We start from the raw sequence: 21,669 nt of genomic DNA, 5'->3' as shown, positions 1-21,669 counted from the left end.
AGTTCTTTTACTAGGAAATAGACAAATATAAATTGAAATACGCAAGATATTGTAATGACAAAGCGTGTTAAATAAACACTTTGCCTTTTCAACAATTGATTTACGCCCCATTTGGTAAGCACAGAAATTATAATAATTGTTAATGTCCAAACCAATATCATCATTTTGCCTCACTCACTGTTTATAAGTTTTAGATTACTATTCTGTTCATAAAATTTGGGTATCTTAAATCATGTATATGCTATCAATAACCCATGTTTATACTTTCTATATTCTATAGATAAATTTCTACCTCGGCAACCTCTCGTAAGCTATTTATTAGAAAAATCTGTACTTTATTATTACTAATTTTATCTTTTAATTCATGTACCTCAAAATCTTTTTCCAGCAACTCACCTTTATCTAATAGTTCTTGACGCATACAACCACGCAAAAAGTCTTCATTATAAAGGGGTGTATAGTAATGGCCATTTTCTTTTATCATTACATTACCTATATCAAATTCTAATACTTTACCTTTTTCATTGTATAATAGAACGATATCTGTTTGATGATTATGTTCTAAATGTGCTCTTTGTGTCGTCTTGTGAATTACGACTTGTTTATTCACATCAGACGTTAAAGGTAACAGTTTTGCTGTAAATGTTGACTTTTCTGGTAAAGACGCTGCAACGTATTCCATTGTGCCATCTTTATTCAATAAAATTTTCAGTCGATAAATACCCGTTGCATATTGCTCACTAATTGAGTCTATAAGCTCTGACCAAGCCGACTCATCAAACAAAAACCCTAATTTTTCTGAAGCGTTTTTCATTCTATTTTTATGATAAGAAAGCCTAGGAAACAAGCCTGATTCTAACCTCATTGTTTCAAAAAGTTGCATTATAACCTCTCCAATATCTTTGTCTTGTCTATAAATTCTTGAACTTCCTGCTCAGGTATAGAATCAATCGTAATACCTGCACCGACACCATAAATCGCTTGATTATTTAAGTATTGTATTGTTCGAATCGGCACATTAAAGATTGATTTGCCATTTGGAAGCAATAAGCCAATTGCACCACAATAAATATTTCGCGGCGTTTGTTCTAGTGCTTTTATATAGTTCATCGTATTAAGTTTTGGGGCGCCTGTAATCGAACCACAAGGAAACAATGCACTTAGTATTTGATTTAAGTTTGTGTTTTTATGTAACTTGGCAGTGATCATTGAAGTCATTTGAAATACTGTTTGATATGGTTCAATATGAAACGGTTTATAAACGTTAACCGTGCCAGTTTCTGCAATACGACTCATGTCATTACGTAGTAAATCTACAATCATCACATTTTCTGCTCTATCTTTGCTTGAGTGACTTAACGTGTTTAGATTGTTCCTATCTTCTGTTTCATCACTACCTCTTGGCATCGTACCTTTCATGGGTTTACTTAACAATATATCTTCATCTGCTTTAAATGGCCCTCGTTGGAAGAATAATTCTGGTGATAATGAAGCAACCTGTAACTCATCTGTTTCAATAAGCGCTGAATAAAAGCCATGATTATCATTTAATAGATGATAGTATAATGTCGCTATAGAATGATGAATTGAATCTACTAATCTTGTTGTATAATTTACTTGATATGTATTTCCCTCTACAATAGCTGATTGTATCGTCCGAATATGTTTGATAAGTTCGGCTCTATTTAATTGGAATTGGAAGCTACATTGTTGTTGATATATCGTGTCATCAATGTTCGTCTTCGCTTCTGATATATTTTCAAAAATGTATGCTGCCGCGTATACATAGCCTTCTTCAGTAGACACTGTTGCCATCTCTTTATTAAAGTACGTTGCCGCTTCATAAGGTAAGTACAAGGCTGCACAATAGCCATCGTTTTGGTACTTCTCTGCAAAGCACACGACTTCACCAACTTCTTCTATAGTGTATGCAATTTTCTTAGCAATACATTCTGTAAATAAATAACGATATGTCTCATGTGTTTTTTCATCAGTTATGTAACGATAATTAAAGTGTATTTGCATAATATGCCTCCACTATATCTATAAATATTTGAATCTGTTTAAGACCATATTCACTTAATATGGATTCTGGGTGATATTGCACTCCATAAATAGGTAATACTTTATGTTCCAAAGCCATTATAATACCTTCATGGTTGGTCGCTGTCACAGTTAACGTTGTGGGAAAGGATGATTGATCCGCTTTTAAAGAGTGATAACGCATCACATCGAATGATTCTGGTAAACCATCAAAGATACCTATGCCATTATGTTTTATGCGTGTTGTATGACCATGAATAGGTTTATCACTTTTTACTATATTTCCACCAAAATAAGTCACAATTTGTTGAAACCCTAAACAAACGCCTAATATAGGTCCTTTTGTTGAAAATGTTTGAATTACTTGATTTAATATCGGATAGTCTTCAGGAGAACCTGGCCCTGGTGAAATTACAATTGCATGTGGCTGAAGTGAATGAATACGTTCATTTGTCATCATTTCTACATCAACTACCTCAACTTGTCCTCTATAACTTTGCTTAATATAATCTACAATGTTATAAGTGAACGAATCTTTATTATCTATAATCAGTATCATTTTGTCGCCTCTTTTTAAATATCTTCATTATTCTGTTATACTTATTATCACAAATATTAACTTGATTTTACAGTTTAAATATATTATTCTAAATCACGTTATAAATGAATACAAAGAGGTTCCTAGCTGATACCCTCTATAAAAAACTAGACACATGAATTTCGTCTGTCTTTTTTATAGAGATGGACGTTTTTTTATGCCGTCATAGCATGAGTTAAAACAGCTAGTTTGACAATATGAAGGAGTGCAAGCAATATGACGCAACAATCTTTAGACAATAATAAGGCCATCGTAGTATTTAGTGGCGGTCAAGATAGTACGACTTGTCTATTTTGGGCTAAAAAACATTTTGAAAATGTAGAACTAGTTACATTCGCATACGGCCAAAGACATGATACAGAAATTGAAGTAGCAAAACGCATAGCGCAAGAACAACATGTAAAACACCATATCTTAGACATGTCTTTACTTTCACAACTAACACCTAACGCCCTAACACAACATGATATGGATATCGAAGTAGGAGATGATGGCATTCCTAATACGTTTGTTCCTGCAAGAAATTTACTTTTCTTATCTTTTGCTGGTGCCTTAGCATATCAGACTAATACTAAAAATATCATTACCGGTGTATGTGAAACGGATTTTTCTGGGTATCCAGATTGTAGAGATAGTTTTATCAAATCAATGAATGTAACGTTATCACTATCAATGGATAAAGATTTTGTAATTCATACACCTTTAATGTGGTTAGATAAAAAAGCAACATGGGCTTTAAGTGACGAACTTGGAGCGCTAGATTATATTCGCTACAACACGCTCACTTGTTATAACGGCATTGTTGGTGAAGGCTGTGGAGAATGTCCTGCTTGCGAATTGAGAGCAAATGGTTTAAATACGTATTTAGCTGAAAAAGGAGTGAATTAATTATGTTCCAACAAAATTATCCTAGCGTGCAACATCCCTATACTTTTGAACTAAATAAAGACTTTAATTTTTCTGCAGCGCATTATATACCAAATGAAGACGCAGGCAAATGCATGCGCACACATGGCCACACTTATTTTGTAAATCTAACGATTGTCGGCGATAAACTAGACCATAATGGTTTTTTAGTGAATTTTAGTGAACTAAAACAATTAGTCCACGGACAATTTGATCACTACTTACTCAATGATTTACCACAATTTGAAGGAAAAAGTCCATCTACTGAAATTGTTGCTCAAACTATATATGAAATGGTTCAAACATCTTTAGATCAACGCAGTAATCAACCTAAATGTGTACAAGTCTACGTAAGAGAAACGCCGACAAGCTATGTCGTATATAGACCAAAGGAGCAACGTAATCATGAGTAAAATACCTGTACTAGAAATTTTCGGTCCAACCATTCAAGGTGAAGGTCGTGTCATAGGCCGCAAGACCATGTTTGTACGAACTGCCGGCTGTGATTACCGTTGTAGTTGGTGCGATTCAAGCTTTACTTGGGACGGTAGCGCTAAAGAAGATATTCGTATGATGACTGCTGAAGAAATTTATGAGGCTTTATACGAAATTGCTGGCGACTCTTTTAATCACGTGACAATTTCTGGTGGTAATCCTGCCCTAATTAAAGGAATTCAACAATTAGTTGATTTATTTGATGAAAAACACATACAAAGTGCTTTAGAAACACAAGGAAGTAAGTTTCAACCATGGATGACTCAAATTGACGATTTAACAATCAGTCCAAAACCACCAAGTTCAAAAATGAAACCAAATTTGCCTATATTAGATGAAGTCATCGAGCAATGCGTGCCAGAATCACTAAATCTAAAAGTTGTTATTTTTGATGATGAAGACTATGAATTTGCAAAAATGATTCATCACAGATACCCTACTATTCCTTTTTACTTACAAGTAGGTAATCCTTATTTAGATGGTGAATACGTAGAATCACACACTAAAAAGTTATTAACGTTATATGAAACGCTAGTAGACCGCGTAATGGTCAGTAGCGATATGAACAATGTATATGTTCTACCTCAATTACACACGTTGCTATGGAGTAACAAAAAAGGTGTTTAAATTGTGTAATCTATGCGATCCGTTGTATAATGCTCTTTGTCTATATAACGAATCGCTTTTTAGTGATGCAAAAATATATAGTTGGTCATCACTGTAAAATTATTTTTATTATGCATTTAACATCATTTTTAATCACATTTGAATGATGATGCTTTGAAGAAATTATGTAATTAAATGAATAACTTTCACTTAATTGATATAATGTTGCAGTGAAGTATCTAGGTTAGGAGAGCATCATGCTAATTAATATAATTATAAATATAGCTACGGTATTAATTGTGCTCGGCATTGATTTATATCGTCAGAATTTCAAACAACTAAAGTTTAGCTCTATACTGATTGCAATAACACTCAACGGTATTATTAATTTATTTTTAGTCGGTGAATATGATTACATCGCCTTTTATACAATTACACAATTATTTATTTGGACTTTATTACAACTTTATTTAAATCGTAAGATAACTGCTTTTAAAATTACAGATCAAAAATTCATTGCAGTTATTTTAACAATTATCATGAGTACATCATTAATCCTTACATATAGCACTAGCCATGACTCGTATTATATGTCTATCCCATACTTAGCCCCTGCTATTTTCCTAATTGGCGCAATCTTACTTTTCTATAGTACTTTTCAGCCAAATGAAAAAGAGCAACTTAAGCTATTACAACGTATCAAGCACCCAATTTTAATAGGTCAAATATGTATGATTGGTGCTTTTACGATAATGATGCTATTAACACCTTACTGGTATGCCTTTATTATAGTTCATTTGCTATTTATATTTTTCTTATTATGGCAGAATATATTTTTTTCACATAAATGATTAACATATTATATTTTGTGGTATAAATAAACAGTTAAATGATTTCTTAAAGGAGGTTAAATTATGTTTGGCTTTATTCTTATGTTAATTGTCGGTGGCTTAATCGGCTGGATAGCTGGTGGCATCGTTGGTAAAGATATCCCAGGTGGGATTATAGGTAATATTATTGCTGGTATCGTAGGTGCAGCATTAGGTTCATGGATCTTTGGTGACTGGGGTTGGCACTTAGGTGGCATCGCAATCTTCCCAGCATTAATCGGTACAATCATTTTAGTTGCAGTCGTTTCATTCATTTTCGGTAAATTACGTAAAAAATAATCAACCATAATAAAACGTAATGATTTACTAAAATTAATATGGGGTGAATCACAGAAATTTACTCGAGATTTTGTGACTGCCAAGGCAAAAGCGTCCGAGACATAACGATTGTCTCGGACGCTTTTGCCTTTTATAAATTCATAGTATTTTAATCAAGGACTAATTAAAATTTATCTATTTTTAATTAGTTCTTTTTTCTTTTTATCTTGTGTTTCCGAATACTTTCTACGCTCATTACTGCCAACGTCATCGTTAATATCTTGAGTAATATTGTGGTTATTTGTTTCATAAGCACATTTGAAATTAGAAGCCTGCACAATATATTTAGGACGTTGCTTCACTTCGTAATAAATACGACCGATATACTCGCCGACAATTCCTATTGAAATGAGTTGGATGCCACCAAGGAGTAATATAGCTGCAATTGTAGAGAAATAGCCTGGTGTTTCAACGCCTCTTATCATAATACCTACTGAAATATAACCGATATATAGCAAACTAATAAAGAATACAATTAGCCCCAGATAGATCATTGCACGTAAAGGTTTATTATTGAATGAAATCAAACCATCAATACCATAATTTAATAATTTACTAAATGACCATTTAGATTCTCCATCCTCACGCTCAACATTTTCATAGGTAAAGACTTTGGTATTATAACCTATCCATTCGTACAAGCCTTTAGAAAATCTATTATATTCATCTAATTGGGTTAAAGATTGTACTGCACGTTGGCTTAACAATCTAAAATCTCCAACGCCATCTTCTAATTTAATATCTTCTACAAAATGATTTATCAATTTATAATAAATTTTCGTCATCATTTTCCTGGACTGATTTTCACCCGTTCTATCTCTTTTGGCTACCACTTGATCATAACCGTCCATATAACCTTCTATCATTTGAGGTATTAATTCAGGGGGATGTTGCAAGTCTGCATCAATCATAATAACGCCATCGCAATTTTCACTATGTTGATAACCAGCAATCATTGCTGATTCTTTACCAAAATTACGGCTAAAGGATATAAATTTAACATGATTGTCTTTCGTGGCCATCTCTTGAATATAATTAATGGTCTTATCTTTACTTCCGTCATCTACAAATAATAAATCATAGTCATAATGATGATTCTGACTATCTTTCGATAATATTTCAGTCAATCGTTCATACGTTTTTACTATTACTTCACCTTCATTATAACAAGGTACTATAACTCTTATTTGCATATATAAACACCTTCATTTCAATTACTTCAATTTTCACTTTATCAATTCTCACCATCATTATGCTATATAAATCATTTAGATTTACATAATCTTTATATAGCCTTAATACTAAATATTAAAACTTAACTTTTAAGCGAAGATTTTTAAAAACGAATTAATTTCAAGATAATTTTAAAAAAATCAAAAATCATTCATCCATTGAATTTTTAATCAAAATGCTAATATTGACCGAAATATAAACTTATAAAAGTTATAAATTGTTACTTTAAGTCTATCAATTATTTCCATTATTTGAAAATGAAAACTATCAACACAATAAAGAAAAGACTATATATTCAGAAATCAATTAAATACATAGTCTCGTTCAAAATTATTTTAATGTCCCTATACGAACCTTATCAGGATCATTGCCTTGTCGCTCATCTTTATTTAAGCTATCAATTTCAGCAATATCAGTAAGTTCTAAATTAAAATCAAAGATATCATAATTTTCTTTAATACGTTCAGGCGTTTTAGACTTTGGAATCACTAGTCTATTATGTGCTAGATGCCAACGTAGTACAATTTGAGCTGGTGTTTTATTATAACGTTCAGCTAATTTTGTAATGACATCGTATTCAAGCAATCCTCTATTTCTCATTAACGGCATCCAAGCAGTAACTGCAATATCATGGCTATCACAATATTCCTGTAATGCTTGTTGATTGAAATTAGGGTGCACTTCTATCTGATTCACTGCAGGTACAACTTCAGTTGCTTCCATAAGCTTTTCTAAGTGATGTTGGTTAAAGTTACATACGCCAATGGCACGGATTCGCCCTTCCTCGTATAACTTTTCCATAGCTTTATAACTCTCGATAAATAAGCCATCTGCTTCACATGGCCAATGTATTAAGAATAGATCTAAGTAATCAGTACCAAGGTTTTCAATTGATTTGGTAAAGAATTCAATCGTTTGATTATACCCTTGGTAGTCATTCCATAATTTAGATGTAATAAATAGATCTTCTCTAGGTACGTCTGATTTTTTCAATGCATTACCTAATGCAATTTCATTTTTATAGAAATAAGCTGTATCAAATGCACGATATCCAGCATCTAACGCTGCTGTTACTGCTTGTTCCATCTCTTCTTCTGCGATTTTATATACACCTAATCCTACTTTAGGCATTGGGTAACCATTATTTAAATAATATATATCTTCTATCATTATTAATCCCCTTTCTGATTACTTTGTTTGTATAAGTAATATCTTTATTTTAATACGCTTAGACATAAAAATATACTATCTCACACTTTTTCCTTTAATAGACCACAGTATGTTATCTATATAACTATATTGCTTACCCATAAATATAGTTCCGATAATAAAAAGAATCTAATGATATGCATACTTCAAAATTAACTATAGTAAATTCAATGAATCCACTTTTTTAGTCATATAGGTCATAAAAAAACAGGAGAGAAATCATTTTATCAAAAATTGATTTCTCTCCTATTTCCTAATTAATGTTACACTTTCACATTAATCATCGCTTTTTAATTATTTTCTTCTTCCTCGGCTTCTTCTTCTAATGTTGGTCTATTTTTATGATATTCTAACTCTAAAATAACAGTAATGATTTGGTGGTTATCAATTTCAGAAATAACCCATCTATCATATTCAGTATCAACATAATCATTCTGTTGTAAATTCGTATTGTGTGCTTGTAACCAACCACCAATGGTATCAATGTCCTCTGAATCTTCAAATTCGATATCTAGTTGATCTTGTAGGTCGTTTAATAATACACGACCATTGATTTGATATCTACTGTCTGTTACTTTCACAATATCGTTAACTTCATCATCATCAAATTCATCACGAATTTCGCCAACAATTTCTTCTAAGATATCTTCCATTGTTAAGATGCCAGCTGTACCGCCGTATTCGTCTATAATAAGGGAAATATGGACATGTTCTCTTTGCATACGAACTAGTGCATCACTAATACGTGTTGTTTCTGAAATCATAGGTAAGTCATGTACATAATTACTTACTTTCATTTGTTTTCCTGAAGCGTATTCAGTTAAAAACTCTTTCACATTAATAAACCCTTTTACATGGTCTTTATCCCCATCAGCTGTAATAGGATAACGGGTAAATTGGTGTTTTTTAATTGTGTCTAACAATTCATCCACGTTAAATGGTTCATTCATCGTTATCATTTGCGTACGCGGCACCATAATATCTTTAGCTTGTCTTTCATCAAATGAAAAGATATTTTGCATGTAAGCTAATTCGGTCTGGTTAATTTCACCGCCATTATAACTGTTGTTGATTATTATTTTTATTTCTTCTTCTGACATTGCGTCATTATTAGCATCAGGATCAACGCCAAACATACGGATAATCATTCTCGCTGAACCGTTCATTAACCAAATTAATGGTTTCATAATAACACCAAAATAGAATAATGGTCGTGAATAGAACAATGCTAATTTTTCAGTATGCTGTATTGCTAACGTTTTAGGTGCTAATTCACCAAGTACTACGTGTAAATAAGTCACAATAATAAATGAAACAATAAATGATATTGTTGTCGTTAACGGATCAGGCAAGCTAATCGCTTCGAATAGTGGGTGTAATAGTTTATTAAAAGTCGGTTCACCTAACCAACCTAAACCTAAAGAAGTTACAGTGATACCGAGCTGACACGCTGATAAATAATAATCTAGGTTTTTAATCATTTTTTTAACTACACGTGCACTACCATTACCTTCTGACGCAAGTTGATCAATCCTAGAACTGCGGACTTTCACCAAAGCGAATTCCGAGCCTACGAATACCGTTGTTAATGCTATTAAAAGAAAAAATATTACTAAATTCATTATGGTCACAGTTTCCAATTAATTCCCTATTTCTAGGGATTCACCTCCAAAATATCGTGTCACAATAGGTGACCGAACATAAGTATTTTTATTGTTAATGATTGCTTTTTGACGTACTACATCCTTCCCATTGTGACACCTCCCTAAAAATACGCATTTCTTTTATCATATCACAAAATGAACATTTCTTGTAATTTTTGCAATCAATCGCTTTTTAAGCCAATTAATTATTGAAACTTAAATTTGTATTAAAGTCAATTTTTCAGTATTTTTAAGCCTAAGCAATTATGATCCGAAATTGTGAACTTCGCCTGATTTAATCGTTGTTAAAACATGCATATCATCATCGACGACTACAATGTCAGCATCTTTTCCTACAGCTATACTCCCTTTATTATCTTCAATATTCAATGCAATTGCTTGGTTTAAACTTGTAACACGCCATAAGTCATCTAAAGAAGCTCCAGTAAATTTAATTAAGTTTTTTAAACCTTCATTCATTTTCAAGATACTACCTGCAAGAGCACCAGAGGCCAGTCTCGCTTCGGAACCTTTTACCGTTACATTCTGACCGCCTAAATCATATTCACCATCTGGCATACCTTTCGCTCTCATAGCATCGGTAATCAAGAAAAAACGTTTATTTCCTTTTTGTTTATAGGCAATCTTTATAGACGCGGGATGTGAATGAATACCATCAACGATAGATTCTGTACTAAGTTTATCATTGACCCAAGCAGCACCAGATAATCCTGGATTTCTATGTTCGAACGCTGTGCCAGCATTATAAAGGTGGGTCACGTGCTTCGCACCATGTGCCACCGCTTCATTGACTTCATCGAATGTTGCTACCGTGTGACCAATAGAAAAATTAATTTGATTATGTAACGCTGCTAAAGTTTCACGTGCGCCTTCTACTTCTGGTGCAAAAGTCATTACTTTAATTTGGTCGTTAGCAATTTCTTGAAATTGTTGTATCTTTGCAACTGAAGGTCGTTGAACATACGCTGGGTTTTGAGCGCCTACCTTATGTTCAGATATAAATGGCCCTTCTAAGTGTATCCCAACGATACTTGCTGCGTTTAAGTTATCTTGTTGTCCTTGATAGTTCACAATATTCTTTAATGCTTTGATAATATTTTCATCAGACTGGGTCATTGTTGTAGCCAAGAAGCTTGTTGTACCTTCTGATAATAATGATTCTGACAAATGTTTTAACCCTTCAAATGAAGCGTCCATAGCATCTTCGCCATAGCCACCATGCATATGTATATCAATAAAACCAGGTAGCACATGTTGCCCTTTTAAATCTATAGTTGTTAACTCTCCTTGATATTCACCTGTACCAATTTGTGCAATTTTACCATTATCAATTATAATATAACCTTGTGCAATTGTTTCATTTTCAGTATAAATGCGACCATTTGCAATAACATATTTACTCATTTTTCTACCTTCTTTTCGCTAATTTAATCTCATTAATTTCTTTGCAACTTTATTAATATTTTACCAAATTCAATCACTTAATTATATTCAAAGCTTTTTACTTTTCACTATATAATTAAAAAAGCCAGAAAATGAACTCAATTAGATGAGTTTTTCTGGCTTTCCTTTATTTCTTTATTGTTATGAAGCATCTATAGTTTAATCATTCATAGCTTCAGAAGTATGAATTTCATCTTGTGTTAACTTAGGTTTTAATAAACCATAAATAATTGCCGCAACTAATGAACCGATAATAATTGCAATTAATGATTGAAGTACGTGACCAAAGTCTGTTCCTAATATAACAATAATACCACCATGTGGCGCTTGTATTGCTGAACCAAGTCCTAGCGCAATTGCACCAGCCACACCAGATCCAACCATCATTGAAGGTATAACTCGAATTGGGTCAGCAGCTGCAAATGGAATAGCGCCTTCCGTTATAAATGATAAGCCCATAATATAGTTAGGTAGTACAGAACCTTTTTGTTCTTTTGTGAATTTCTTACGGAATAGAACCATTGCTGTTGCAATCGCAATTGGAGGCACCATACCACCAATCATTGCTGCAGTAATTGGCGCAGCATTACCACTTGTCAACGCTGCTACAGAGAATACATAAGCCGCCTTATTAAACGGACCGCCCATATCAATAGCCATCATCGCACCAACAACTAAACCAAGTAGCATTATGTTCGTACCTGATAAACTTTCCAATCCATTTAATAACGTATTATTCAACCATGATGCTGGTGGATTGATAACATAAATCATTAGTAATCCTGTAATCGTAACTGAAAGCACCGGGAAGATAAGTGTTGGTTTTAAACCTTCTAACTCTTGAGGCATACCTGAACATAATTTCTTAATACCTAATGTTAAATAACCTGCTAGGAAACCTGCAAGAATACCGCCAATAAATCCTGAATCACCTGTACTAGCTAGAACACCACCGACAAGACCTGCTGCAAAGCCTGGCTTATCTGCAATACTACGTGCAATGTAACCAGCAAGTATTGGAATAATTAGCATGAAGGCACTCTTATTACCTATATTCCATAATTGTTCAGCAAAAGCATTATATTCTGAACTTTTTGGATCAAAAGAGTTAGCACCAAACAAGAACGCAATTGCCATCAAAATACCACCAGCGATAACAAGTGGTAACATATTAGATACACCATTCATTAAATGTTTGTATATTGTTTTACCAACGCCTTGTTTTTCGTTGCTTGTTGATTGATTACTTGCCTTATTGCCACTGCGTGCTACAAATGGCTTGCGAGATGTATCTTGTGCTAAGTTAATTAATTCTTCTGGTCGTTTTATACCATCTGCAACAGGTACTTCAACGACGTTTTTACCATCAAAACGATCTGTCTCAACATGTACATCTGCGGCTACAATAATACCTGAAGCACGTTGAATATCTTCGTCTGTAAGATGATTTTTTATGCCGCCTGAGCCATTTGTTTCAACTTTAATCTTAACATTCATTTTCTCAGCTTGTTTTTTCAAAGCGTCACGTGCCATGTAAGTATGAGCAATACCTGTTGGACATGCTGTTACTGCTAAAACGTATGGTTCATTTGAATTTTCATTATCTGTGGCAACACCTTGAGCCGCCTCTTCAGATGCTTCTTCTTCAGTTGCTTCATCATCAGCCTGATCTATAATTTGTAATACTTCTTCAGGCGAATTGGCATGAAGTAATGATTCACGAACTTTTTCATCCATCAGAATACCTGACAATTTAGCTAATGCATCTAAGTGTGTTTGTGCTCCGCCTTCTGGTGCAGCAATCATAAAGAATAAATGTGCTGGTTGCATATCTAAACTTTGATAATCTACACCTGCTTTTGATTTCCCAAATGCAATTGCTGGTGTAGTAACTGCTGAAACCTTAGCGTGAGGTATCGCTATACCTTCACCAATACCTGTTGTACTTTGAGATTCACGATTATGGATTGCTTCTTTAAAAGAAGTCACATCATTTAGTTTTCCAGCCTTATCTAATTGATTAACTAGTTCGTCAATGACACCATTCTTTTCTGTTGAAGAAAGATCCATTGCAATTGTATCTTTTGTTAATAATTCGGTAATTCTCATATTATTCACTCCCGTCTAGTGTCGTAATCACAACTTGTGTTTTAATGTCTTCAATTGCAGTTTTCGTAGCTAAATCATCATTAAATGCTGTAGCAGTACCTGCTGACACAGCTTGTTTAAATGCTTCTTCAGTCGTCAGACTTGCTTCTAAACCTGCAACCATGCCTGCTACTGTACTATCTCCAGAGCCAACAGTATTTACAACATGACCATTTGGTACACTTGCTTTATAACTGTATTGTTCATCTACATATACGGCTCCTTCTCCTCCCAATGAGATAATTACAGATTTAGCACCTTTTGCTAAAATTTCATGTGCAAATTGAATCACTTTTTGATCTGAATCAATTGTAGTATTAAACATTACTTCTAATTCATCTTTATTCGGTTTAATAAATAATGGATTATATTTTAATACAGATTCAACTAAATCTTTTTCAGCATCAACTACTAGTTGTGCCCCTGTTTCTTTTGTAATCTTAGCAATTTGTTCATAAGCATCACTTGGCACACTCTTAGGTATACTACCAGCAACAACCACTGTATCTTCTTCTGTTGTATCCCTAATTTGCGATAATAATGCTTCAAACTGCGTACTCGAAATTTGTGGACCAGGTGCATTAATTTCAGTTTCTTCGCCTGTTTTTAATTTAACGTTTATTCTAGTATCCTCATCTACTTGAACAAAATCAGTACAAATATTTGCTTTAGTTAAGGTATCTGTAATAAATTGTCCTGGAAACCCACCTGCAAAACCAAGTGCTGTAGATTGTACTCCTAGTGTCTTCAATACTCTAGAAACATTAATACCTTTGCCACCTGCAAATTTATATGTTTCTGTAGCACGATTTAATCCATTAAGTTCAAAGTTATTTGCAAACATAATGTAGTCAATAGAAGGATTAAATGTAACTGTATAAATCATAGTGTTCCTCCAATAAAGTTATATTTTTCAGCAAATAATCTAAAGTATTTATTTGTCATTGCCTTTTTAGAAGTAATAAGTGATACATTAGCTTCTATGGGGACATGAGCAAAATATACTTTTTCGTATTTAGCATGATCAATTAATACATAAACTTGTGTTCCTAATTCCATGGCATGGTGTTTAATAATGGCTTCTTGTTCATCTGGGGTTGTTAAACCATATTTTAAATCTATCCCATTCATTCCCAAAAACACCTTATCAAAACGATAACGCTTCAACGTTTCTAAGGCGCTCGCACCCACTGTTGCAAATGTAGTAGATTTAACTTCTCCACCAATTATTAATGTTCTAATTCCATATTTAAGGAGTTCTTCAACATGCGTTAAACCATTTGTCACTACGATGATGTCGTTTGCTTTAATAAACGGAATCATTTCGAGTGTAGTAGAGCCTGCATCCAAAAATACGCAATCGCAGTCTTCTATTTCTCTCGCAGCAATTTTGCCAATTTCTTGCTTCTCTTTTAAATTGGTACCTCGTTTATCTGCCAAATTGGGCTCTAACACTGAAGTTTGATTGAGTGTTGCGCCTCCATGTAATCTTTTTAATTTTCCAAAATTTTGTAGCTTTGATAAATCACGGCGAATTGTCGAAGCACTACAACCTGTCCGATCGATTAATTCTTGTAACGTTAAAAAATCTTTTTTTGACAATTCAGTCAAAATTAACTCATGGCGTTTTTCCGTTATCATACCTTCACCTCAGCTCATTGCCATTATAATGTTTCCGCTTTCTTTTTTCAATCATTTTTTGTCAAAAACAATCAAAAACAGTCAATTATTAGTTGGGAAAATTCATGTTTATGTCAAATTTTGTTCTTAATACACTTATCTGCTTTATTTTCGTATAGATCAAATTTAATAAAAGGTTAACTTCGATTTAAATCTCTCTTCTCAAAAATAAACATACTAAAAATAGCCATAAAGTAATCTATCGTTATAGATTGCTTCATGGCTATTTATAGCAAAACCTTATAATAACAAGCTTACATATTTAGCTTAGCATTAGCACGTTACAAAGTTTCTACTTGAGTACAAAAAAAGACATTTGTATAAAATTTAATAAACAGAACTAAATTAACAAAGGGCCTTATGTATAAAAGTTATAAAGTGGTTAAACATACATTATTAAGGAAACCTTTAATCTTAATACTTTCTTAGTAGCAAAAGCCGCTTTCTAGATAGTTCAATTTGACATGTATGTTAAGTTAAATCAGTTATAATGCTATGTCCGTGCTACATTACCTCTTGTACGACATGTACAACTTGCGCTTGTGTTACTGCGATTAAATCTTCTACTTTTATATTAATTTGAACCCCTCGGTCTCCGCCACTTACGTATATTGAATCTAATGCTACAGCATGTTGGTCAATCACTGTTGGAAACTGACGCTTCATTCCTATTGGCGAACAACCACCTCTAATATAACCAGTAACCTTTTTCAATTGATCAAGCGGCATTAAATTCAACTTTTTTTCTGCCACTGACTGGGCTGCTGCTTTCATATCTAATGTTTTATTTACTGGTATAATAAAAACGAAGTGTTCATGCGCTGTATTCTCTAACACAAGCGTTTTATATACATGTTCTGGAGCAACGCCTACTTTTTGGGCTACATGTTCTCCATCCATATGTTGTGTACTAATATCATATGTATTCACGCTATATGCTATAGCTTGTCTGTCTAATATTCGCATCGCGTTTGTTTTCTTTTGTTTCATTTCATCACCTCATAGTATATCAACCTCTCCGATTGATACATATAACAGCACAAATGATAGGATTTTAACTTTATTTATCATCCTTGTATAATTTTTAATTCAAAACTTTAATCTAATTTCAAACTTTTAATAAAATCAGTTAATTCATCTCGCATTGTTTCATCTTTCAAAGCGTATTCAATCGTAGTTTTCACAAATCCTAATTTTTCACCAACATCATACCGTTCACCTTCAAAGTCATAAGCGTAAACTTGATCATTTGTGTTTAAACGTTCAATTGCATCTGTAAGTTGAATTTCGCCACCTGCGCCTTTACCTTGTGTCGCTAAATAATCAAAGATATCCGCAGTCAATACATAACGTCCCATGATAGCTAAGTTAGAAGGTGCCGTGCCTTGTTTTGGTTTTTCAACAAATTTAGCCACTTCATATTTTCTACCTAACTTTTTCATAGGATCGATAATACCATATCTATGCGTTAAATTTTCTTTAACTTCTTGTACACCAATCACTGATTTTCCAGTTTCTTCATAAGCATTCATCAATTGTTTAATCGCTGGCGTTTCAGATTCAACTATATCGTCACCTAATAATACTGCAAAGGGTTCATCGCCTATAAATTGACGCGCAGAATAAATCGCATGACCTAATCCTTTTTGCTCTTTTTGTCTAACATAGAATATATTCGCAAGCTCTGTAGAGTATTTCACTTTTTCAAGTAATTCTTGCTTATCCTTGTCTTCTAAAATCATTTCTAATTCCTTTTGATTATCAAAATGATCTTCAATAGCTCTTTTATGTTTACCTGTTACAATAATGATATCTTCAATACCTGCACGAGCCGCTTCTTCAACTATGTATTGAATTGTCGGTTTATCTAAGATTGGCAACATTTCTTTCGGCATAGCTTTTGTAGCCGGCAAAAACCTCGTACCCAAACCAGCAGCTGGTATGATTGCTTTCTTTATTTTTCTCAAAACGCTCATCCCTTTCTTAAACAAATTTTACGTACTGATTGAAAATAATCTACACTTCATTATCCTTTTTAGCCGTTAATATTATCATAACATTGAAACGTTTCACTTAATACTTTTTTCATTTATAAAAAATAACCACATAAACGTCATAAATTAACGTTTGTGTGGCTATTTTTAATGCTTAATCAAGCGCTGGTTGACGAATAACATCTCCTGTTTTATTCACAACAACTTTATAGTCTCTTTCTGTTTTATATTCATGGAATGTATAAAACATACCATCTTTCGATTCTTTAACATCTTTTAACACTGCGTTTTCACCTAGCTCATCAATAGCATATTTTTGTGCTATAACTTCAGATTCTTGAGGAGAAATATTAGGTTTATCATTTTGCTGTTTTATTTGATAAGACTTGTCAAAAACGCTTGCTTTATTATATTCATCTACAGTAACTCGATAATACGTATTTGGTTTACTTTTATTTTCAAATGTGAAGATGTAATAATGTACGCCTTGACACGTCGTATCAATACCATAATCATTATAAGCATTTGAAGCATTATTATCTTTATTCACTAATGTTTGTGCCTTTTTTAATGAGTTGGAAAATGAAGGCAAATTTGCTTTTCCAATTTCGTCATTTTTTAAATCATGTGTCGTCAATTTGGCAATAGGTTTATAGTTTTTGGCATTATATGGCTCTTTATGTGTTTCTTTTTCCGTTGCTGCATTTATTGGATTCTCACTTTTTTCTTTAGTTATATCTTTAGCTTCTGCAATTTCGTCCACAACAGAAAAACTAGAAATGGTTTCATGCACTTTGCCTAGAGCTTGTTGGTTCGTAGCTATAAAAAGAAGAAAAGCTAAGCAGCAAGCGAGAAGGAAGGCCAAGATAGTTAAAATTAAATTTTTCAAGTTTATCCCCTTACTTACAGTTATTACATTTCCTATAATGTTATCATAGATTATTGACGAAAAACTTATATAGAACACAATTTAAAACAATCGTAACCTTTGTTACATGTTTATTACGTAATACCTACTTTATTTAATACAAGTGTCATATTCACCCTTCCTTCAATACGACTAATATAGATATCGCCATTAACGCAATTAAAATTCCATATAATAAAAAAAGCAGGGCAATGAAATCTAATTATTTTTAATCAGATTTCATTGCCCCACTTTTACCAAAACAAAAAAGCCGCACAAACTCAACATTTATTTACAATCACTTAGCTAAAATTTATAACATATTTAAGATTAGGACACGCCATGGTCATATATCCTAACCACCTCTTTCTTACAATGAATTATGTTCTTCTAAATCGTGATCTCAATTGACTCTCTATAAAGATGACCAACATACCTAAAACCATAACGAATATTGACATGTATAATGGAAACTCAAAATTAATATCATATAATGTACCTGCAACTAATGGACCAATAAAGTTTCCCATACTGGTAAACGTAGAGTTTAACCCACCTGCAAAACCTTGTCTATTTCCTGCTATATTCGAGAAATAATTTGTAATAGCTGGGCGAATCATATCGAAACCAATAAAAACAATAAAGCTGATGAACATGATTGACCAATAACCATGAACAAAAGTTAATGCCAATAGAATAATTGCTGAATATAACAATGAATAAGTAATAAATGTTAGTTCTTTAAAATAGTTCATAAACTTATCAAAAAAGAAAACTTGGAATACCGCACCTAAAATACCGCCGCCTGTGATAGCAAATGAGATATCAATAGGAGAATATTGCGCTTTATCAGCAGTATATAATGGAAACAGTGTTTCAAATGAAGATAACCCGAAAGCTAATACTAGTGTTAAAATGATTGGCGTAAGAAAGACTTTCCAGTCAATTTTCGCTAGTAACTCAGGTTGATATTTGGTAAACCCATCTTGTGTTTCATGTTTCGGATTTTTAATAAGTATAATCGATAGTAATAAGGCTAAACAGCCACTAAAGCCTGCAACATAGAAAGGTAATCTATGTGATACTTCTGCTAATAACCCACCAAGTCCTGGTCCTAAAATAAATCCCGAATTAATTATTGCTGACATATATCCAAAGTTTTTAGCTTTATCTCTACCTGATGAAATATCTGCAATCATGCCTGTAACGCCTGGCATAACCATACCCGCACTAAAGCCACCAAGTACTCTAGAAATAATTAGAAGTGAGAACGTATGACTTGCAGCGAATAAGAATTCTGAAATCGCAAATAGGCCTAAGCCAATACAGATGATTAACTTTTTACCTAATTTATCTGCGAGTGTACCACCAAATGGTGAAATAATCATTTGAGCTAAAGCAAATACAGCTACAAGTATGCCTAAATCGCTACCTTTTAAACCTAAATCTTTTAAATAAACGGGGAGCACAGGAACAACTAAACCAATACCTAAAAAGACAAGAAAAATATTAAAATATAAAATAATAAACTGCTTCTTCACGTTACTCGCTCCTTTCTTTTTATAAATTGTTTAACGTGGCTTTCAATTCTCTAATACACGAGAACAAGCCTAACATTAAAACATTTTATAACAGTTTCAAGAGAAATGACAATAAAAAATTCATTTTCTAATCACTATCATATAATATCGTAATTATAACTTGTATAATAAAGGTGTATCTAATTTTCAGAATGGGGGTTTCATATGATTTATCAAGTAGATGGTAAGACAATTGTTTTAGTATTAGAACAAGGTGAAGATATTGTATCTGCGGTAACAGATATTGCAACAGAACAAGGTGGTCAATTCGGTACAGTTAGTGGCATTGGCGCATGTTCTAGCGCGGAACTTAACTTCTATAATTTAGACACCAAAACTTATGAAAAGAAAACCATCGATGAACCATTAGAGCTCATCAGTTTAATGGGTAATATTTCTCATATTGACGAAAAGCCTTTTGCGCATTTGCATGCCACTTTCGGAACTAACCAATACGAAACACTGAGTGGGCATTTAACTAAAGCTGTCGTTTCTGCTACAGCAGAAATTGTAATTACAATGACAACTTTAGATATAAATCGCAAACACAATGAAACAATTGGGTTAAACTTGTTAGATTTATAATTTGTTATTTAAAGTAAAAGAGTAACTTCAGACTAAATGTTACTCAATATGTACAACGTTTAGTAAGCAGGGATGTTTCAATATCGTAGAAGCATCTCTGTTTTTATACATGGATTTATCTTTCTATAGATTATACGCTTAAATGTCCCTTTTAAAGCGCTATATCTGCTTGTTTAACATGTATAATTTAAGTTAATAATTGAAATTTGTATTTAAAAAATGTATCATGTAGTCTCATATTTCAAAAACATAAGTTAATATTGGTCTTTGTCTATTAGCACAAAAGGTGTTTTTGATTACATTTAATTATGTACAATTAAATTACAATTCATTAGTAATCTATTATATTAGCGCTTAATTAAAAAGAAAGTAGGTGTATTTATGCAAGCGCGTTATATCGCTAGAAGCATTTTCCTTATATTGATATTAGTTTCAATATTTTTTAATAATTATTTCCAATTTATGACGCTTAACCTATTTCTAGCGTATGTGCCGTTTGAACTATGCTTACTGTTAAATTTATTTAAACCAAAATACAAATATGAGTGGCCATTATTCATTATTTTCACACTTATTTTTGTCTTTATGGTACCAAATACTTTGTATATGATTACTGACTTAATACATTTAAATCAGTTTAATTTCAATTTTTATCAAGGTTTAGTAATTAGCGAATGGGCATACTTTGCATTTCTTGTATCTGGTGTATTACTAGCTATTTACCTATTAATCTTAATGTTTTTAGAAATGGAACAATTCACCCAATATCTTTGGCTTAATAGATTAATTATTATAGTTATGATGTTCTTAAATGGTCTCGGTATATTTATCGGACGTTTCTTACGTCTACATTCAGTTTATCTTATTCATGAACCGCTTCGTATTTTTAATGAAGTATCCTCGAGTTTAAATGCTGATACGTTACGTTTTATTTTATTACTTATTGCGTTACAAGTGATCATATTCCTATTTGCGAAAGGAGTGCGTAGCGTAAAATGACTTGGAATATTTTAGTTCTCATTATCGTTTTAATTTTATGTCAATTGATTATAGGACACTTATTACATGATGTAGGCTTTTCATATCTTCACAGCATTATATTGATGTTATTCCCATTAGGTATTGGTTTATTTTATCTCCAGCTATTTTATTATGAACGTCGTTTTCCAAATTGGAATGTCCCTATCAATATAAAATTAAGATTAAAATACATGTATATACTGACGTTTTTTGAATATGTAACTTTATATATTTGTGTCTTTAGATTTTAATAAATTTATATAGTATATATTATATTTTGGTCACGACATACCTCTTACTTATGGGTGTATATAATAATTTACAAATTTGCATACTCATTACTAAGCTGT

At 32.7% G+C, this 21,669-nt stretch carries 22 protein-coding genes; 8 read left to right on the top strand and 14 right to left on the bottom strand.

The annotated features are described in order from the left end of the window. Positions 1 to 274: 274 nt before the first annotated feature. From J5E45_RS10815 to J5E45_RS10805, 3 genes are read right to left on the bottom strand one after another with little or no spacing between them, the layout of a single operon-like run. The gene (locus J5E45_RS10815) at positions 275 to 883 is read right to left on the bottom strand and encodes an aminotransferase class IV (RefSeq protein ID WP_208182184.1); all 609 of its coding nucleotides are present in this window, start codon (positions 881 to 883) and stop codon (positions 275 to 277) included. Further along, entirely contained in the window at positions 883 to 2,025 is a 1,143-nt protein-coding gene (gene pabB / locus J5E45_RS10810) for an aminodeoxychorismate synthase component I (protein ID WP_069792715.1), read from the bottom strand. The genes J5E45_RS10815 and pabB overlap by 1 nt, the downstream gene beginning before the upstream one ends. Further along, a complete protein-coding gene (locus J5E45_RS10805; RefSeq protein WP_208182183.1) occupies positions 2,009 to 2,602 on the bottom strand; it encodes an anthranilate synthase component II in 594 nt (197 codons plus the stop codon). The genes pabB and J5E45_RS10805 overlap by 17 nt, the downstream gene beginning before the upstream one ends. Before the next feature lie 255 nt (positions 2,603 to 2,857). Between J5E45_RS10805 and queC the strand changes: the two genes are divergently transcribed. The 5 genes from queC to J5E45_RS10780 all read left to right on the top strand — a co-directional run bounded on the left by queC (position 2,858) and on the right by J5E45_RS10780 (position 5,817). Then, positions 2,858 to 3,529 (top strand): 7-cyano-7-deazaguanine synthase QueC, encoded by a 672-nt coding sequence (gene queC, locus J5E45_RS10800; RefSeq protein WP_039068789.1) that lies wholly within the window; start codon positions 2,858 to 2,860, stop codon positions 3,527 to 3,529. A 2-nt stretch (positions 3,530 to 3,531) separates the two neighbouring features. Next, entirely contained in the window at positions 3,532 to 3,960 is a 429-nt protein-coding gene (queD, locus tag J5E45_RS10795; RefSeq protein WP_039068790.1) for a 6-carboxytetrahydropterin synthase QueD, read from the top strand. Then, complete coding sequence (gene queE / locus J5E45_RS10790; RefSeq protein ID WP_069792717.1) at positions 3,953 to 4,669, top strand: 7-carboxy-7-deazaguanine synthase QueE; 717 nt, start codon at positions 3,953 to 3,955, stop codon at positions 4,667 to 4,669. Before queD ends, queE begins: the two co-directional genes overlap by 8 nt. A gap of 236 nt (positions 4,670 to 4,905) precedes the next feature. After that, positions 4,906 to 5,499 (top strand): hypothetical protein, encoded by a 594-nt coding sequence (locus tag J5E45_RS10785; RefSeq protein WP_039068792.1) that lies wholly within the window; start codon positions 4,906 to 4,908, stop codon positions 5,497 to 5,499. Between the two features lie 63 nt (positions 5,500 to 5,562). Then, on the top strand, positions 5,563 to 5,817 hold the full coding sequence (locus J5E45_RS10780; protein WP_039068793.1) for a GlsB/YeaQ/YmgE family stress response membrane protein: 255 nt from the start codon (positions 5,563 to 5,565) through the stop codon (positions 5,815 to 5,817). 170 nt (positions 5,818 to 5,987) lie between these two features. Here the strand turns inward: J5E45_RS10780 and J5E45_RS10775 are convergent, their stop codons facing one another. The 11 genes from J5E45_RS10775 to norA form a co-directional block, all read right to left on the bottom strand. Beyond that, positions 5,988 to 7,049, bottom strand: a complete 1,062-nt coding sequence (locus tag J5E45_RS10775) for a glycosyltransferase family 2 protein (RefSeq protein ID WP_039068794.1) — start codon at positions 7,047 to 7,049, stop codon at positions 5,988 to 5,990. Between the two features lie 370 nt (positions 7,050 to 7,419). Continuing rightward, a complete protein-coding gene (locus J5E45_RS10770) occupies positions 7,420 to 8,259 on the bottom strand; it encodes an aldo/keto reductase (RefSeq protein WP_101050399.1) in 840 nt (279 codons plus the stop codon). Between the two features lie 329 nt (positions 8,260 to 8,588). Beyond that, positions 8,589 to 9,938: a hemolysin family protein gene (locus J5E45_RS10765; protein ID WP_069792720.1), complete on the bottom strand. Its 1,350-nt coding sequence runs from the start codon at positions 9,936 to 9,938 to the stop codon at positions 8,589 to 8,591. Positions 9,939 to 10,205: 267 nt separating this feature from the next. After that, positions 10,206 to 11,366, bottom strand: a complete 1,161-nt coding sequence (gene nagA / locus J5E45_RS10760) for an N-acetylglucosamine-6-phosphate deacetylase (protein WP_101093959.1) — start codon at positions 11,364 to 11,366, stop codon at positions 10,206 to 10,208. Between the two features lie 198 nt (positions 11,367 to 11,564). Next, a complete protein-coding gene (locus J5E45_RS10755) occupies positions 11,565 to 13,514 on the bottom strand; it encodes a PTS fructose transporter subunit IIABC (RefSeq protein ID WP_208182181.1) in 1,950 nt (649 codons plus the stop codon). A 1-nt stretch (position 13,515) separates the two neighbouring features. Next, positions 13,516 to 14,439 (bottom strand): 1-phosphofructokinase, encoded by a 924-nt coding sequence (gene pfkB / locus J5E45_RS10750; protein ID WP_039068800.1) that lies wholly within the window; start codon positions 14,437 to 14,439, stop codon positions 13,516 to 13,518. After that, entirely contained in the window at positions 14,436 to 15,194 is a 759-nt protein-coding gene (locus tag J5E45_RS10745) for a DeoR/GlpR family DNA-binding transcription regulator (RefSeq protein ID WP_069792722.1), read from the bottom strand. Before J5E45_RS10745 ends, pfkB begins: the two co-directional genes overlap by 4 nt. Before the next feature lie 543 nt (positions 15,195 to 15,737). After that, on the bottom strand, positions 15,738 to 16,223 hold the full coding sequence (gene ybaK, locus J5E45_RS10740; protein ID WP_039068802.1) for a Cys-tRNA(Pro) deacylase: 486 nt from the start codon (positions 16,221 to 16,223) through the stop codon (positions 15,738 to 15,740). Between the two features lie 107 nt (positions 16,224 to 16,330). Then, positions 16,331 to 17,200 (bottom strand): UTP--glucose-1-phosphate uridylyltransferase GalU, encoded by an 870-nt coding sequence (gene galU / locus J5E45_RS10735; RefSeq protein ID WP_039068804.1) that lies wholly within the window; start codon positions 17,198 to 17,200, stop codon positions 16,331 to 16,333. Between the two features lie 181 nt (positions 17,201 to 17,381). Beyond that, entirely contained in the window at positions 17,382 to 18,116 is a 735-nt protein-coding gene (locus J5E45_RS10730; protein WP_069792723.1) for a hypothetical protein, read from the bottom strand. A 398-nt stretch (positions 18,117 to 18,514) separates the two neighbouring features. Then, positions 18,515 to 19,675, bottom strand: coding sequence for a multidrug efflux MFS transporter NorA (gene norA, locus J5E45_RS10725; protein ID WP_039068806.1), 1,161 nt, complete (start codon positions 19,673 to 19,675; stop codon positions 18,515 to 18,517). Between the two features lie 204 nt (positions 19,676 to 19,879). On the opposite strand from norA, the gene J5E45_RS10720 reads away from it, so the two are divergent. From J5E45_RS10720 to J5E45_RS14395, 3 genes are all read left to right on the top strand, one after another. Continuing rightward, on the top strand, positions 19,880 to 20,299 hold the full coding sequence (locus J5E45_RS10720) for a PPC domain-containing DNA-binding protein (protein WP_039068807.1): 420 nt from the start codon (positions 19,880 to 19,882) through the stop codon (positions 20,297 to 20,299). A 381-nt stretch (positions 20,300 to 20,680) separates the two neighbouring features. Beyond that, positions 20,681 to 21,298 (top strand): DUF1361 domain-containing protein, encoded by a 618-nt coding sequence (locus J5E45_RS10715; protein WP_039068809.1) that lies wholly within the window; start codon positions 20,681 to 20,683, stop codon positions 21,296 to 21,298. After that, positions 21,295 to 21,570, top strand: coding sequence for a hypothetical protein (locus tag J5E45_RS14395; RefSeq protein ID WP_069792724.1), 276 nt, complete (start codon positions 21,295 to 21,297; stop codon positions 21,568 to 21,570). Before J5E45_RS10715 ends, J5E45_RS14395 begins: the two co-directional genes overlap by 4 nt. Positions 21,571 to 21,669: the final 99 nt, after the last annotated feature.

The organism is Staphylococcus shinii, assembly GCF_017583065.1.
Classification (GTDB): Bacteria; Bacillota; Bacilli; order Staphylococcales; family Staphylococcaceae; genus Staphylococcus; species Staphylococcus shinii.
This window is presented reverse-complemented; position numbering and strand designations above follow the sequence as displayed.

Excerpts from the sequence above, each read along its gene's own strand:
- J5E45_RS10815 (WP_208182184.1), bottom strand. The coding sequence starts at position 883 with ATGCAACTTTTTGAAACAATGAGGTTAGAATCAGGCTTGTTTCCTAGG.
- pabB (WP_069792715.1), bottom strand. The coding sequence starts at position 2,025 with ATGCAAATACACTTTAATTATCGTTACATAACTGATGAAAAAACACAT.
- J5E45_RS10805 (WP_208182183.1), bottom strand. The coding sequence starts at position 2,602 with ATGATACTGATTATAGATAATAAAGATTCGTTCACTTATAACATTGTA.
- queC (WP_039068789.1), top strand. The coding sequence starts at position 2,858 with ATGACGCAACAATCTTTAGACAATAATAAGGCCATCGTAGTATTTAGT.
- queD (WP_039068790.1), top strand. The coding sequence starts at position 3,532 with ATGTTCCAACAAAATTATCCTAGCGTGCAACATCCCTATACTTTTGAA.
- queE (WP_069792717.1), top strand. The coding sequence starts at position 3,953 with ATGAGTAAAATACCTGTACTAGAAATTTTCGGTCCAACCATTCAAGGT.
- J5E45_RS10785 (WP_039068792.1), top strand. The coding sequence starts at position 4,906 with ATGCTAATTAATATAATTATAAATATAGCTACGGTATTAATTGTGCTC.
- J5E45_RS10780 (WP_039068793.1), top strand. The coding sequence starts at position 5,563 with ATGTTTGGCTTTATTCTTATGTTAATTGTCGGTGGCTTAATCGGCTGG.
- J5E45_RS10775 (WP_039068794.1), bottom strand. The coding sequence starts at position 7,049 with ATGCAAATAAGAGTTATAGTACCTTGTTATAATGAAGGTGAAGTAATA.
- J5E45_RS10770 (WP_101050399.1), bottom strand. The coding sequence starts at position 8,259 with ATGATAGAAGATATATATTATTTAAATAATGGTTACCCAATGCCTAAA.
- nagA (WP_101093959.1), bottom strand. The coding sequence starts at position 11,366 with ATGAGTAAATATGTTATTGCAAATGGTCGCATTTATACTGAAAATGAA.
- J5E45_RS10755 (WP_208182181.1), bottom strand. The coding sequence starts at position 13,514 with ATGAGAATTACCGAATTATTAACAAAAGATACAATTGCAATGGATCTT.
- pfkB (WP_039068800.1), bottom strand. The coding sequence starts at position 14,439 with ATGATTTATACAGTTACATTTAATCCTTCTATTGACTACATTATGTTT.
- J5E45_RS10745 (WP_069792722.1), bottom strand. The coding sequence starts at position 15,194 with ATGATAACGGAAAAACGCCATGAGTTAATTTTGACTGAATTGTCAAAA.
- ybaK (WP_039068802.1), bottom strand. The coding sequence starts at position 16,223 with ATGAAACAAAAGAAAACAAACGCGATGCGAATATTAGACAGACAAGCT.
- J5E45_RS10720 (WP_039068807.1), top strand. The coding sequence starts at position 19,880 with ATGATTTATCAAGTAGATGGTAAGACAATTGTTTTAGTATTAGAACAA.
- J5E45_RS10715 (WP_039068809.1), top strand. The coding sequence starts at position 20,681 with ATGCAAGCGCGTTATATCGCTAGAAGCATTTTCCTTATATTGATATTA.
- J5E45_RS14395 (WP_069792724.1), top strand. The coding sequence starts at position 21,295 with ATGACTTGGAATATTTTAGTTCTCATTATCGTTTTAATTTTATGTCAA.